This is a genomic window from Lacicoccus alkaliphilus DSM 16010, assembly GCF_900142805.1.
Lineage (GTDB): Bacteria > Bacillota > Bacilli > Staphylococcales > Salinicoccaceae > Lacicoccus > Lacicoccus alkaliphilus.
The window spans coordinates 277,970-292,597 of record NZ_FRCF01000002.1 but is presented as its reverse complement, the minus strand read 5'-3'; the positions used below and the strand labels follow the sequence as shown (position 1 = coordinate 292,597).

At 46.2% G+C, this 14,628-nt stretch carries 12 protein-coding genes, 1 tRNA gene and 1 riboswitch; of the genes, 5 read left to right on the top strand and 8 right to left on the bottom strand.

Annotated elements, in window-relative coordinates; translation table 11 throughout:
* From dapB to BUA12_RS01560, 4 genes are all read right to left on the bottom strand, one after another.
* A complete protein-coding gene (gene dapB / locus BUA12_RS01575; RefSeq protein ID WP_072707656.1) occupies positions 1-726 on the bottom strand; it encodes a 4-hydroxy-tetrahydrodipicolinate reductase in 726 nt (241 codons plus the stop codon).
* The gene (dapA, locus tag BUA12_RS01570; protein WP_072707654.1) at positions 723-1,613 is read right to left on the bottom strand and encodes a 4-hydroxy-tetrahydrodipicolinate synthase; all 891 of its coding nucleotides are present in this window, start codon (positions 1,611-1,613) and stop codon (positions 723-725) included. Before dapA ends, dapB begins: the two co-directional genes overlap by 4 nt.
* An 18-nt stretch (positions 1,614-1,631) precedes the next feature.
* On the bottom strand, positions 1,632-2,612 hold the full coding sequence (locus BUA12_RS01565; protein ID WP_072707652.1) for an aspartate-semialdehyde dehydrogenase: 981 nt from the start codon (positions 2,610-2,612) through the stop codon (positions 1,632-1,634).
* Between the two features lie 89 nt (positions 2,613-2,701).
* Positions 2,702-2,884: riboswitch (Lysine riboswitch) on the bottom strand.
* 47 nt (positions 2,885-2,931) lie between these two features.
* Positions 2,932-4,536, bottom strand: a complete 1,605-nt coding sequence (locus tag BUA12_RS01560; RefSeq protein WP_072707650.1) for an ABC-F family ATP-binding cassette domain-containing protein — start codon at positions 4,534-4,536, stop codon at positions 2,932-2,934.
* 82 nt (positions 4,537-4,618) lie between these two features.
* On the opposite strand from BUA12_RS01560, the gene BUA12_RS01555 reads away from it, so the two are divergent.
* Together BUA12_RS01555 and BUA12_RS01550 are read left to right on the top strand one after the other, a co-directional pair.
* Positions 4,619-5,344, top strand: coding sequence for an NAD-dependent protein deacylase (locus BUA12_RS01555; RefSeq protein ID WP_415735713.1), 726 nt, complete (start codon positions 4,619-4,621; stop codon positions 5,342-5,344).
* Between the two features lie 23 nt (positions 5,345-5,367).
* Positions 5,368-6,252: a CvfB family protein gene (locus BUA12_RS01550; protein ID WP_072707646.1), complete on the top strand. Its 885-nt coding sequence runs from the start codon at positions 5,368-5,370 to the stop codon at positions 6,250-6,252.
* Positions 6,253-6,460: 208 nt separating this feature from the next.
* On the opposite strand, the gene pepF is transcribed toward BUA12_RS01550, so the two are convergent.
* On the bottom strand, positions 6,461-8,266 hold the full coding sequence (gene pepF / locus BUA12_RS01545; RefSeq protein ID WP_072707644.1) for an oligoendopeptidase F: 1,806 nt from the start codon (positions 8,264-8,266) through the stop codon (positions 6,461-6,463).
* 244 nt (positions 8,267-8,510) lie between these two features.
* On the opposite strand from pepF, the gene BUA12_RS01540 reads away from it, so the two are divergent.
* Together BUA12_RS01540 and BUA12_RS01535 are read left to right on the top strand one after the other, a co-directional pair.
* Positions 8,511-8,726 carry a hypothetical protein gene (locus BUA12_RS01540; RefSeq protein WP_084669813.1) on the top strand — a complete coding sequence of 72 codons (216 nt, stop codon included), beginning with the start codon at positions 8,511-8,513 and terminating at the stop codon, positions 8,724-8,726.
* A gap of 287 nt (positions 8,727-9,013) precedes the next feature.
* Entirely contained in the window at positions 9,014-10,045 is a 1,032-nt protein-coding gene (locus BUA12_RS01535) for a threonine aldolase family protein (protein ID WP_072707640.1), read from the top strand.
* 80 nt (positions 10,046-10,125) lie between these two features.
* On the opposite strand, the gene BUA12_RS01530 is transcribed toward BUA12_RS01535, so the two are convergent.
* Positions 10,126-11,520 carry a sodium:solute symporter family protein gene (locus BUA12_RS01530; RefSeq protein WP_178138211.1) on the bottom strand — a complete coding sequence of 465 codons (1,395 nt, stop codon included), beginning with the start codon at positions 11,518-11,520 and terminating at the stop codon, positions 10,126-10,128.
* 218 nt (positions 11,521-11,738) lie between these two features.
* Here BUA12_RS01530 and BUA12_RS01525 point away from each other — a divergent pair, with 218 nt between their 5' ends.
* Positions 11,739-12,137, top strand: a complete 399-nt coding sequence (locus BUA12_RS01525) for a cytidine deaminase family protein (protein ID WP_072708841.1) — start codon at positions 11,739-11,741, stop codon at positions 12,135-12,137.
* Between the two features lie 42 nt (positions 12,138-12,179).
* Here the strand turns inward: BUA12_RS01525 and BUA12_RS01520 are convergent.
* Positions 12,180-12,251, bottom strand: a tRNA-Val gene (locus tag BUA12_RS01520).
* 1,117 nt (positions 12,252-13,368) lie between these two features.
* Positions 13,369-14,613, bottom strand: a complete 1,245-nt coding sequence (locus BUA12_RS01510; protein WP_072707634.1) for a peptidoglycan bridge formation glycyltransferase FemA/FemB family protein — start codon at positions 14,611-14,613, stop codon at positions 13,369-13,371.
* Positions 14,614-14,628: the final 15 nt, after the last annotated feature.

Sequence of the window (14,628 nt, the reverse complement as noted above, 5' to 3'; positions counted from 1 at the left end):
TTATTCTCCTTTGAACAAATTATTATAATCATAAAAGCCGTTGGCCTTGTGCTGAAGCACCTCTGCCGACTTGATCGCACCATTTGCGAAAATCTCCTTCGACTGGGCGCGGTGCCTGATTTCTATCACTTCATCCAGGCCGGCAAACAGGGCGGTGTGGTCACCGACGATGGTGCCGCCACGGATGGCTGAAACGCCGATTTCTTTGGCGTCCCTCTTCTGATAGACATCTGAACGGTCATACACTGCATGACTGTCACTGCGGTGTTCAAGCGCCGTATCCAGAAGCTTCACCAGGGTGCCGCTCGGGGCATCGACTTTTTTATTATGATGCGCTTCGATCAGTTCCAGATCGAAATCCTCAAGCTGCTCCAGGGCGCTTGCAAGAAGATTATTAAGCACATGTACACCATAACTCATATTGGCACTAAAAAACACCGGTGCGCTCTGACTTCTCGACTTCAACTTTTCGACAATCGTTTCCTTTTCACCGGTGGTCGCAACGACCAGGGGGGTTTTAAAATCTTCATTGATCAAAGGGAGCAGCAACTCCGGGTTTGAAAAATCGATGGCAACATCCGCACCGGCTTCATCGATGGATTCATAAGCCGGGTAAGCTGAGTTGTTTGTACGGGCAACCACACCGGCGATCTCATGGCCCGATTCAAGCAGCAGGCGTTCGGTGATCTGATTCATGGCGCCGTAGCCGATGAGTAATACCTTCATACTTTCGATCCCTCTTTGAATGTTTCATACGCTTGCACTATTTTAGCACGGGTCTCTTCCTCAGCCGGAAGCAGGGGGAGCCTCAGTTCATAATTCCCGAACCCGAGCTCGCTTGTCAGCGCTTTGATCGGTATCGGGTTCACATCGACCTGGACCGCATCTATCAAAGGCATGATGCTAGTGAACGTGTGCTTCGCGTTATAATCGCCCTGGGTCAATCTTGTATAGACATTCTGAAGTTCTCCCGGTATGACATTGCCGACCACACTGATGAGTCCTTTGCCGCCAAGTTGGATGAAGTCTGCAAAATTATCATCATTGCCGCTGTACAGGACAAATTCCTCCTGATCGATCATGTTCAGTAATTTGATCGTGTAGTTCAAGTCGCCGACTGCATCTTTCAGTGCAACGATATTAGGATGTCCACTCAGTTCGAGAACAGTTTCAGGCTCGATCGTCATGCCGGTGCGCGCAGGCACATTATAAAGGATCACCGGGATATCGATTGCATCCGCAATCGCATTGAAGTGGGCGACAAGTCCCCTCTGGTTCGCTTTGTTGTAATACGGGGTGATGAGCATGACACCGTCGGCACCGGCATCCATTGCATATTTTGAGAGGTCGATGGAGTGCATCGTCGAGTTTGTCCCTGTTCCCGCAATCACCGGCACACGCCCTGCAGCCGTTTCAATGCCGACTTTGATCAGTGTTTTGATTTCCTCAGCGGAAAGGGTCGGTGATTCCCCGGTGGTGCCGTTCACGATCAATGCCTGCGTATCATTCTCTATCAGGAACTCTATGTGTCTTCTGAATGCGTCGTAGTCCACTTCGTCATTAATGAACGGGGTCGTCATTGCTACACCGATACCTTCAAAAATTGGATTCATATATAACACTCCTATTAATTATTTGTCGTCCATGATCGATTTCAAGATCTGGACCGTGTTCTGGGCGGCACCCTTCAGCAGGTTATCTCCGACACACCATACATGGAAAGTGTTCTGGAGAGTAGGGTCCCTGCGGATCCTGCCGACGAATATTTCAGGCCGGTCTGCAGCATCCAGCGGCGTCGGATATTCATTCTCACCCGGGTTGTCCATCAATACGATATGCGGATGGTCCTCAAATGACTGCCTCACTTCTTCCACAGTCGCTTCTTTACCAAGCGTAACGTTCATCTGTACTGCATGACTGTTGATGATCGGGACCCTGACACATGTCGCAGTGACTTGAATCGAGGCATCATCCAGTATCTTCTTGGTCTCATCGATCATTTTCTTCTCTTCTTTTGTATAACCATCGTCCAAAAAATCATCTATATGAGGCAGGACATTATTATGGATGGGGTGGGGGTAAGTGGTCGGTTCAGCACCTTTTGCACCTTCCTCAAGATCACGTATACCGCCTTCGCCCGACCCGGAGACACTCTGGTAGGTTGCATAATGCACCCGTTCCACTCCGAATTCATCCTGCAAAGGCTGTAATGCCACGACTGACTGGATTGTGGAACAGTTTGGATTGGCGATGATATTCCTCTTGAATTTAGGCTTATTGATTTCAGGGACGATCAGATCGATATCTTCCTTCATTCTCCAGTAACTCGAGTTATCGATGACGATTGCACCGCTTTCTTCGAATAAAGGTGCGAACTTCTCACTGGTGGAACCACCGGCACTCATGACCACATAGTCATATTTCTTTTTTGCCGCTTCTTCAGTGAGTTCCTGAATCGTATACGTTTCACCGCCAAACTCAACTTCTTTGCCGGCAGAACGTTTTGAAGCAAATAAAACCAATTCATCAAACTTTATTTCATAACGCTCCAGCATTTCCATCATTTTGCTGCCGACAACGCCAGTAGCTCCAACAACCGCAACACTTACCATCGAAATTCCTCCTAAATAGTTTTAAATGCGAGACGGTCCAAGATAATAAAAAAACAAGCCCGGCGTGCCGGACTTGTTAAAGTGTTATATACAAGTGATGCACTCCATTATCTTTAAAATAATGACAAGTCAGTAGCTCTTAACCTTCTGACCCAACAGCCTGTTCCCCGAAAAAACAGATCATTTCGGCATCTTACCCTTTCACTCACCATGACCCCCGGGGATCAATTGCTTGATAAGTTACTGATGATGGATGCGCCTCATCTCGCTATTCAATTATTAAATGCCATTATACACGCTAAATTTCATAAAGTAAACCTTAAACTTTCAAGACGCCTTTATCCTTCAAATATTCCTCATAAGTCGACTCCTTGACGATTGCACCTTCCGGCTTGAGATCAAGCACTTTATTGGCAATTGTATTGATGAATTCGAAGTCATGGGAAGTGAAGATGATCGAACCTTTGAACTTCTTGAGCCCTTCGTTCACAGATGTGATGCTCTCCAAATCAAGGTGGTTCGTCGGCTCATCGAGCAGTATGACATTGGCTTTCGACAGCATCATCTTACTCAGCATTGCACGCATCTTTTCGCCACCGGACAGTACGCTTGCCTTTTTCTTGGCTTCCTCGCCACTGAATAACATCCTACCAAGGAAACCGCGGATGAATGTCTCCGTCTGCTCATCTTCCGGTGCGTATTGACGCAGCCATTCGACGAGGCTCGTATCGATGCCTTCAAAGTATTCCGAGTTGTCTTTCGGCATGTAGCTCTGTGATGTCGTCACACCCCATCTGACTTCACCTTCTTCAGGTTCCATTTCCCCTGCGAGAATCCTGAGCAGGGTGGTGCGGGCAATTTCAGTATGGCCGATCAGAACCACTTTATCATAAGGGTTCAGGGTGAAGCTCACATTATCAAGTACCTTTTCTCCACCGATCGAATGCGTCAGGCCGCTGACGTAAAGCAACTCATTGCCGATTTCACGTTCCGGTGTGAAGTTGACGAACGGATATTTCCTTGAAGAAGGCTTGATGTCCTCAAGCTCGATTTTTTCGAGCGTTTTTTTACGGCTGGTGGCCTGTTTGGATTTTGAGGCGTTCGCGCTGAAACGCGCGACAAAATCCTGAAGTTCCTTGATCTTTTCTTCTTTTTTCTTGTTCTGGTCCTGCGCCATCTGCTGTGCGAGCTGGCTCGACTGATACCAGAAATCATAGTTTCCTACATAGAGTTCAATCTTTCCAAAATCCAGGTCTGCAATATGTGTACATACATTATTCAGAAAGTGACGGTCGTGGGAAACGACGATTACCGTGTTTTCAAAATTGATCAGAAAATCTTCAAGCCATTGTATCGCTTCAATATCCAGGCCGTTTGTCGGCTCATCCAGCAACAGTACATCAGGGTCGCCGAAGAGGCTTTGTGCGAGGAGCACTTTGACCTTCTGGTTGTTTTCAAGCTCAGACATATTCTTATACACAAGGGCACTCTCTATACCCAGGCCGTGAAGCAGGCTTTCTGCATCGCTTTCCGCAGTCCAGCCGCCCATTTCGCCGAAATCTCCTTCAAGTTCTGCAGCACGGATGCCGTCCTCGTCGGAAAAATCCGGTTTCATATATATTTCATCTTTCTCTTTCATGATGCTGTACAAACGTTCGTGACCCATAAGGACGACGTCGATGACCCTTTCATCCTCATAGCCGAAATGATCCTGCTTCAATATGGCAAGACGCTCATCTTTGCCCATTGATACATGACCGGTCTGCGCATCCATTTCTCCAGATAAAATCTTAAGAAATGTCGACTTTCCTGCACCATTCGCCCCGATTAAACCATAACAGTTCCCCGGTGTGAATTTGATATTCACATCTTCAAAAAGTTTACGGTCGCCAAAACGTAAACTTACGTCACTTACTTGTAACATACACATTCTCCTTAAATATATTCCTTAAGCGATAATACCATAAATATGGTACCATTGAAATAACTTAGCAAGAGGAGATATGATGATGAGACAGCAATATCAGCAACTGGCCGATATCATTGAAAAATCTGACAACATAGTATTTTTCACAGGTGCTGGTGTTTCCGTTGCCAGCGGCATACCGGATTTCAGGAGCATGGGTGGCCTGTTTGATGAAATTTCAAACGCCGGTCATTCACCCGAGTACCTGCTGAGCATCGACCATCTGAAGGATGACCCGGGTAGCTTCATCAGCTTTTATAAAAAGCGCCTGCTGCTCGCGGACAAATCCCCGAATCCTGTGCATGATTTCATCGCAGGTCTCGAAGCAGAAGGCAGATCGCTTGGTGTCATCACCCAGAACATCGACGGCCTGCATACCGACGCCGGCAACAGAAAGGTGGATGAACTGCACGGCACGCTGAATCAGTTTTACTGCGTGGAATGCAGGGAAACGTATCATAAGACAGAAATCATTGAACAGGATATGTCCTACTGCCGCTGCGGCGGGGTGGTGCGGCCGGACATCGTTTTATACGGTGAAGCACTGAACGAGTTGACTGTCATGAGTGCGATGGCCAAACTGCAGAAGGCGGATACGCTGATCGTCCTCGGGACATCACTCGTAGTCAACCCGGCAGCTTATCTGACCACTTACTTCAGCGGCGAGGCGTTCGTGATCATCAACAGAGACAGTACGCCGTTCGATGATGAAGCGACGCTCGTGATCAATGACGACATGACGGATGTAATAGATGCAATAACATGACTTGAATTATAGGAGACATTAATATGGAAAATATATCAGGAACAGTACAATTTTTAGAAGTGATCAAAAAGGAAGGTTCCACATATCACCTTGTATACGATGAAGATACATTCATCCGGATGAATGCTTCGTCGACGGAACAGGAATTCGGCATCGGCGAGGAAATCAGTGCCTTCATTTATCCGAACAGGAGTGGCGAGTTGTTTGCAGTTCCGTTGGTGCCGGATGTCGCAGTCGGGAAATTTGGATTTGCGGAAGTGACGGAAGTGGGCAGGGACGGTGCATACATCAATATCGGATCCCCAAGGGAGATTCTGATTCCGTGGGTCGACCTCCCCAAAGTGAAGGACGTATGGCCGAAACCGGGTGATGAGGTTTATACCCAGCTGAGGGCGGAGTCCGATAATCAGCTTTACGGGAAGCTCATTTCCGAGGAAGAGATGAGCGAACGGTTCACTCCGGTCGCACAGGAAGGATTCGAGGCCATCAGGAACAAATGGTTTGAAGCAAGACCGTACAGGCTCCTCCGGATCGGCACTTTCATGCTGACATCCGAAGGGCATAAAGTCTTTGTTCATGAATCCGAGAGGAAAGAGGAGCCGAGACTTGGCGAACTGGTCAAGTTCAGGGCGATCGGCATCAATGAAAAAGGGGAGATAAACGGCTCATTCCTCGAACAGGCATACAAGAGGATGGATGATGACGCAGAAAAAATCCTCGATTACATCACTAAAAATGACGGCATGATGCCAATGTCCGACAAATCGGACCCGGAGGATATCAAAGAGGCCTTCAACATGTCTAAAGGCGCTTTCAAACGAGCGCTCGGCCGCCTGATGAAAGCAGGACGTGTGGAGCAGAAAGACGGCGGCACCTACTTGAAACAGGCACAGCCCCCATCCAACTGAGTTTCTTCAATTTAAAACGCTCTGCATGAGATGCAGAGCGTTTTTTAATGTCCGGTTGCATGTGCAGCCTATGACCACTTTTACATCCACTATGACCAGGCTTTGCAGCATAAGACAGTAATACACTCAAAGTCATGAAATCATTCCATTGAATAACAAGCTTATAAATTCAAAAAGAACATGCATGGCGTCCGCCATGCATGTTCTCCTATCCTTCAATCTCTTCGGTCAGCTTCTCGAGCTCATCCACCAGGTCGCCGATATAAGCGATTGTATCCTTCAATGGCTGGTCTGTCGTCACATCTATCCCTGCCATCTTTGCCAGTTCCACAGGCGGTTTTGTACCGCCCGTCTTAAGCACTTTCAGCCAGTCATCCACAGCCGGCTGTCCTTCATCCAGCACACGTCTGCTCATCTGCGTTGCGATGGTGAGACCCGCAGAGTATGTGTAAGGGTAGAGGCCCATATAATAATGAGGCTGCCTCATCCATGTCAGTTCCGCATTTTCGGAAATGACGACATCATCCCCCCAAAATTCTTCGATGATCCCGCGTTTCAGTTGGTTCAGGTCGGCCGCACTGATGCTTTCATTGTTGTCGACCTTCTTATACACTTCACGCTGATAAGCCGCTTCCAGCAGATGGGTCACGAAGTTATGATAATAAGTCCTCGAAATGATGGAACTGATGACCCAGCGCTTGAATTTCGGATCATCTGAATTTTTGAGCAGGTGGTTCGCCATCAGCATCTCGTTCATCGTACTCGGCGCTTCTATGAAATACATGGAGCTCCTTGCATCAAAGACATTCTGTTCACGGTTGGCATTGTAGAAATGTCCGGCATGTCCAAGTTCATGGGCCAGTACGAACACTTCCGTCATCAATGAAGTCCAGGAGATGAGTATGAAAGGGTGATTTCCGTGAGGGCTTGAGCAGAAAGCCCCGGTGGATTTCCCTTTATTCTTCACGAAGTCGATCCATCTCTCATCATATGCACGGTTCAGCATCTCCGTATAATCTTCACCCATTATGCTGAGTGCATCCAATATATATTTTCTGGAATCTTCGACGCTGATTTCAGGCTCGCTTGCCGGGTCAAGGGAAATTTTCAAATCTTCGTAACGCATTTCTTCGAGACCGTTCACTTTTTTAAGGAGTTTTGCATACTTCCTCATATGAGGTGCAAGGTCCTTCATGATCAGGTCGATTTGACGGTGATACATTTCGCTCTCCACTTCCTGGGGGTGGAGGAGATAATCAATCACCGAATCGAAACCCCTCAGATCGGAGGAAGTCTTCTCTTTCTTCAAATGTATTTCGTAAGTGCCGGCAGTCGTATGTTCATATTCTTTGAGTTTTGAGTAAAACTTTTTATATGCATTCCGACGGACTTCAGGATCCGGGTGACTTTCCAGTTCCCCTTCATAAGCGAGGTATGAAAGCGGGATTTCCTCACCATTCGCCTCGAATGTACCGAAATCGATGTCCAGCAGCTTCGTCTTCTGATACAGGCTGTACGGGCCATTAAAAACGTTGGAGTAGGCGGCAAGTGCCTTTTCGACTTTTGCATCCAGCTGATATGGTTTATCACGCAGCAGGGCATCTATAAACCCTTCGTATTCACCTTCTTTTTCTTTGACGGACTTCAGGAAAGACGCATCCTGAGCGAGCAGATCACTCTTCACGAAACTCGTGGCCGTGCCGAACTGTGTCGTCGCATTGCTGACTTTGCCGCTCAGTCTCTGTGCATCGGCATCTCCCTGGTCCGAAGACATGCGGAGGCTGGCATATGTACCGATTGGAACGAGCTTTTCCACCAGCTTTCTGTAATCATCGATGGCACTGACGGCTGTATCCACTTCATCCAGGTTACCTTCATACTTTTTGACGAAGTCGGCCAACTCCACTTTAATACTCTCAATTGCGCTCTCACAGGCAGAGTCGGATTCAAACAGGGGCGTCAGATCCCATGTATAATTTTCATCCACTTCATGTCTTGATTTTAATTCTCCCATTGGTATTCACTCCTCTTATAATTTCGGAAACCGAAGTATAAAGCCATTATACATGAATATTCTGATAAAACACATAGATTTGGGCAAAAATAGTTTCATCGGGTCGATTTAGGATATTATAACTAATAAATGAGGTGATGAAGTGATAGGTAATCCCTGGTTTTATGTGATAAGTATTCTTACAGTCATGATATTATCTTTTTTGATCCCATTGATCAGGATGAAACATTGGTGGGTGATACCTTTGCTGACACTGGTGACAATGACACTCACCGGTTTCATACTTCCGAACTTTTATGATGACCTGAACTGGGAACCGCTGATCGGCTATGCTGTATTCCTGACTGTAATGTCAGTAACCATGACGATTTTGTCGGTCATGCTTTGGCGTAAAAGGAAAAGTGTGAAAGAGGAGGGGCTTCCCGGACATGGTGATGAACAAGATGAATACAAAAAATGATTCACCACCTTCAAAACAAGCGCAATAATACACTTGTTTGTTTAGGCGTGCAGCAGCTTTGAGGATATCGGTAAAAAAAGGCGGAAATGCCTTCAACAACAGCTAATTGACGATTTCATTAAAAATAAAAATACTAAAAGCCTTTGAAAACCCGGCCTAAGGCCGGGTTTTTTATATCCCTTTTATCACTCTATATCCCTTTTCACTTTAATATGCTACATGGGAAGGCTTACAATATTGATGAGAGTTTTCATTAAAAAGGCAAATATATGAGGGAGGTAACGGGAATGATCAGATTCGACAACGATTATACAGAGGGCGCACATCGATCGATTCTTCAGCGACTGGTGGAAACGAATGAAGAGCAGCTGCCTGGTTACGGTACAGATCACCATACCACTGCTGCAAAAGAATACATTAGGAAACTCAGTGAAAATGATGTGGATGTTCACTTTGTGTCGGGAGGCACCCAGGCCAATTTGACCATCATTTCTTCAGCGCTCCGGCCGCATCAAGGTGTCATCGCTCCCAGCACGGGGCATATCACTGTTCATGAAACCGGCGCAATTGAAGCCACAGGTCATAAAGTATTGGAAATTGAGGCTGAAAATGGAAAGATAAATGCCGGTCAGGTCCGGGAATACGTGGAAAATCATTGGAATGATCCCACCCATGAACATATGCCTCAGCCTAAAATGGTCTGTATTTCGCAGCCGACGGAATCCGGGACATTGTACTCCAAAAAGGAGTTTGAAGCCATCAGAACTGTATGCGATGAGAAGAACCTTTATTTGATGGTTGATGGCGCAAGACTCGGATATGGACTGGCATCTAAGGAAAACGATGTGACTTTGAGGGATCTATCCAACATGTGTGATGTCTATTACATCGGCGGGACTAAAGTCGGTGCATTGTTCGGCGAAGCGATCGTAATCGCGCATGATGGCCTCAAAGAAGATTTCCGCTATATCATCAAGCAGAAAGGCGGTATGCTGGCGAAAGGACGGCTGCTCGGAATACAGTTCGAAGTGCTGTTTGAAAACAATTTATATGTTGAAGTATCGGAACATGCAATCGAGATGGCTGACCTTCTGAATGAAGCGTTCAGAAGCAATGACATAGAAATGTACTTTCCATCCCCCACGAATCAGATATTCCCCATACTGACAAAAAATCAGATGGACCGGTTGAGCTCAAAATATGCATTTCATATTTGGGAACATTTGGATGAGGAAAGAAAAGCCGTCCGTTTCTGTACAAGCTGGTCGACGAAGACAGAGGATGTTGCAGCATTGATCAAAGATATAAACCACTTGTAAGTATGCAGTGGATTTGATGAAAACTTTACAGGGAAACAAAAAATCAGCAACTTACAAGTTGCTGATTTTACTTCTACATATCATTTATCGAAAACCTTCAGCTGCTCTTCATTCGGTTTTTGGGTGAACATGCTGACCCCGAATACGACAAGCAGCGACACGACGATTGCGGGAATCATCGAAGGCAGGCCAAACGGTTCCTGCAGTACATACCAGAGCAGTGCAGTCCCGCCGCCGGCGATGACGCCGGACGTACCTGCAGCTGCTGTCGCGCCTTTCCACAAGTAGCCGGCATAGAGTGGAACGAGCAGGCTAGCACTGTACATGGTGTATGCGAAGACGATTGCCGTGACGATATCCGGCATGACGACCGCAAGGATGAATGCAAGAATCGAAAAGATGATGACTGAAACCTGCCCGACACGCATCAATTCAACATTGCTGACATCCCGTTTCACCAGTTGCTGGTAAAAGTCCCTCGTCAGGTTCACACTGGAACTGAGAAGGATGGAGTTCGTAGATGTTACTATCGCAGCCATCACGACCGCAAGCAGCAGGCCACCGATGAAAGGTGTCATCAGATTCGTCACCACCACTGCGAATACATCCGATTCAGGAACGTCCGGACCGAGGAGCGCCTGTCCGCTGTAGCCGAGCAGCGCAACCAGCCCGTATCCGATCAATGCGGTAGGTATCAGCCACATCAATCCGCGTTTGGCCACTTTGGAACTTTTAGCTGAAAACACCCTTGTGAATATCATGGACTGGGATACTGCAGTGGTACCGAATGAGGCGATTGCCAGCCCAAGTGCCCCGAGGTAAGTGACCTCTGTAAATGGCGAGAAATAATTTTCAGGGAGGGCGGTGAAGACGGCGCCCGGGCCGTCACCCATGTTGAACACCACAATCACACCGAACAATAACCCGCCGAAAATCAAAATGGCCTGGATGGCATCGGTGATGGCGACACCTTTCATGCCCCCGAATAATGAAATCAGGGTAAAAGAGACGATGCTGATGATCATCGCAGGCATCCGGTCAATATCGGTGAATGTTACCAGGATCCCTGTCAAGGCGAGTATCTGTACGGTCACTATCGCGATATCCCCGACGATGATCATCGCGGCACTGACATAACGCGTACTGCTGCTGTACCTCAATGCAAGCATATCCGGGACGGTGAATTGTTCCAGGTTACGGAACCTTTCGGCAAGCAGGAAAGTTGCTGCAATGATACCGAGAATCGCCCCGAGTCCGCTGAACCACCAGTCGATCCCCATGGTATAGAAGCTGCCTGTCCAGCCGACGACGGTTGCGCCGCCGATATAGGTGGCAAACAGTGTTCCGAGCAATACCGGAGTATTCAACCCTCTCCCGGCCAGGGCAAAATCTTCGATGTTTTTCGTATACTTCGCAAAATATACTCCTATTCCAACTACGATGACTAAGTAAGATAAAACTAATACAGTATACATGATGTTACTCATCCCCTTCATTTCTTTAAATTTGAGTATGATCACACCCAGTCTACTATAGAGTAGTATGAATATTCAAAAGAATAAGGAACCTGGAATGAAATTTTATGTAGAACGGGAGCACTATGATTCATTTAAAGGGTCATTTAGGAGTATAATCAGAAGTGGAGGAGGGCGGACGGACCTCACAGACATCAATTGGAAAGGGACTGAAAAGAATGTCATTTGAAGACCTTTATACTCGGGCAAAGGAAGTCAGGAACCGCCGTGAACTGACAAAGTATGCGACAGTCGCAAGCGTCGGCGCTGCACTCCTGGCGGAGAACGGAAAAGTTTATACAGGGGTGTCCATCGTCACCGACTGCGGCACAGGCTTTTGTGCGGAGCACTCGGCAGTGGCTGCTATGGTCACTGACGGGGAGAGCCGGATTTTACAAGTGGTCGCGGCCGGCAAAAATGGGTCCATCCTGCCTCCCTGCGGACGCTGCCGTGAATTCATCAGCCAGATCCACCTCGGCAACATGAGCACCGAAGTGATGATCGGGAAGGACAAAATACTTACAATCAAAGACCTTCTGCCTTATGACTGGAAGGCTGTTGAGGCCCATACAATATAAAAAAAGTGCCTGGAATGAAAATTCCGGGCACTTCTCATTTGATGACTCCGAGTGGTTTCGAACCACCGACCTCTTGCATGTCAAGCAAGCGCTCTCCCGCTGAGCTACGGAGTCAAAATTTTAACGTCTGCTTAATAATATATTATGAATCGGTTTATATGTCAAATGGATGCAGGGATTTAATAGTAGAATATTACTTCAATAGGGTGAAGTGACAAAATTCAATATCGGAAGAACCATTTTTGCTCTAAAGGAAGGGGCCGCAGCCGAAGATGATTGCACAACTTCACAAAGAGACGGAGGACAGGGTGGAACGTCAACCGGTCACTCCGGGAGTCGTGCTGTCGGGAGTTGTGCGATAGTGCAGCACTCAGCTGCTGAATGGTGCCGTACACCGCATAGTCGGAAGATGAGTGATGCGGAGAAAAAGCAGTGACCAACTGCGACCGGGCAGCACCGGTGCCAGTGAGGCCTTATATTTGTGCAAGTGGTGCGCAGACATGATTTTCAATGATAATATACTATATGCTGATTGCACTTGGAATTGATGCATTGGATATATGATGGTAGGGGGAGATCATCCACGGTTTTACCAGCGGCATATAACTTCCTATAATATATGTTATGTAAACTTTAAGATGTATTTCAAAAGGGCGGTATTTTTATGGTATCATAACCATATTAATCTGATATCTGGAGCGATTATTTGTGGGTCTGATCATTTTAGTTTTTATTATTGCCGTCTCAGTGTTCGTGGTATTCAAAAATGCCAAGGAAATGGAATCCGATGCTGATGTTCCCAAAGATAAATACGGGCTCAGTAAACGATTCATGTTCACAGTCATCGGTTCATTTGTATTTTTACTTGTAGCTTTTGTCATCGCGTTTATATACCTTTAATGTCTGTGTGTTTATCTCCATTACAGTCATCTTTCCTTTAAATCATACTTAACCTGGTCAATTTAACTGTAATTGCACTGTTTGATGTACAAAACTTTCCATCCTGTCATTATTTTCATATAAACTTTACTTGGAATGTTTTCTTCCTTCAGTGCATATTGCAGTTTCATTTGTGTTTTTCCTCATGATCTTCTGCCAATCATTTGTGAATTTCTTTGCATATTTATATCCTTTATTACTATATTTCACCCCCCTTTATAATTTTCAAAAAATTCCGAATTATTTATCGATATAAAAGGGCGAAATTACATATCATCCCGCCCTATCACCGTCATATTTTATTGAGTTTCCGTGCTATTTTGAAAATCAGTTTGCGGAACACTTTATCGAATGTTCCCGGCAGTTCTTCTATTTCAATGTTATATCCCTTTTTGAACTTGTAGACGCCGTAGTCTTTGGCATCTTCTGTAAAGTCCCCTGTCAGCCCGAAGAAGTTGAACCGTTTCAGGCCGAGTGCTTTTGCCTTTTTGATCATTTCCCATGTTGCATAGTTCGTGCCTTTGAAGAATGACAGTTCAGGATAGCTGCCGCTGAATAAGTACACCATTTCATGATTGTTATAATAATACATCGCTGCGGACAGGTTCAGTTCCGTGCCGAATTCCGCTTTGTAGCCTTCGACTTTTTCAATTCTCGAGTACTTGCTGTCGAGTTGCTGGTCGATCTGCCCAAGCTTCTTTTTCTGACCCTTCGTCGCCCTGCCCTGTTTTTCCTTATCAAGTATGTCTTCTTTCTCCTCAAGCAGTGCGTCGCGTTCATCTGCCAGTTGATTGAGGTACTCATCCACATTGACATATGTCATCACGAGATACATCTTATCCTTCAACGTTTTCAGCAGGTTTTTGATCTTATGCGAAGGGACCGGGTCGAAACCGATTCTTTCCTCGGTTTCCTTATAGATTTCTATGAAGGTGTCATACTCGTCCTCTTCCAGGTATCTCAGCCTGACCGGCATGATATCCGCCTGTTTTGTGTTGTACCTGGTGGTTGAATCCATATTCTTCATCAGTTCTTGTTCACTTGGGGTGATGTCCAGGACGCCCTGATATCTGAGCAGCTCCTCCGTCACCAGCTGCTTTGTGAAGCCGTGATGGCTGTAGCCAAGGTTTTCATAAATTTTAATGATGTCCGGATTGTTCCTTGCATGCTCAATTCCATTTCCATCCTTATCCCGCATCTGATAAATGTGGTACGGGGAATGGATCAGCTGCAATGCGCCTTTTTGTTGAACATATTCATCAATTTCTTCAAGGAAAAACTTCAGCCGTTCATTATTGAAATCTCTGATCAGCGGACCTGTATGGGATGTGAACAAACGGTATTTCTTCATGACTGATGTGGCACTGAGCATTGTTACACCGATTAATTCATCGCCTTCATACAGACCGAGGAGATGCGTCTCATAAATGGCGGAGATGTAATCATAATATGAATCATCATGCAGGTAATGCATATAACTGTCATATTCACTGATGAATTTTTTGAAAGTTTGTTCATTTACACTCGCTGTATGCATTCAAGTTCAGCCTTT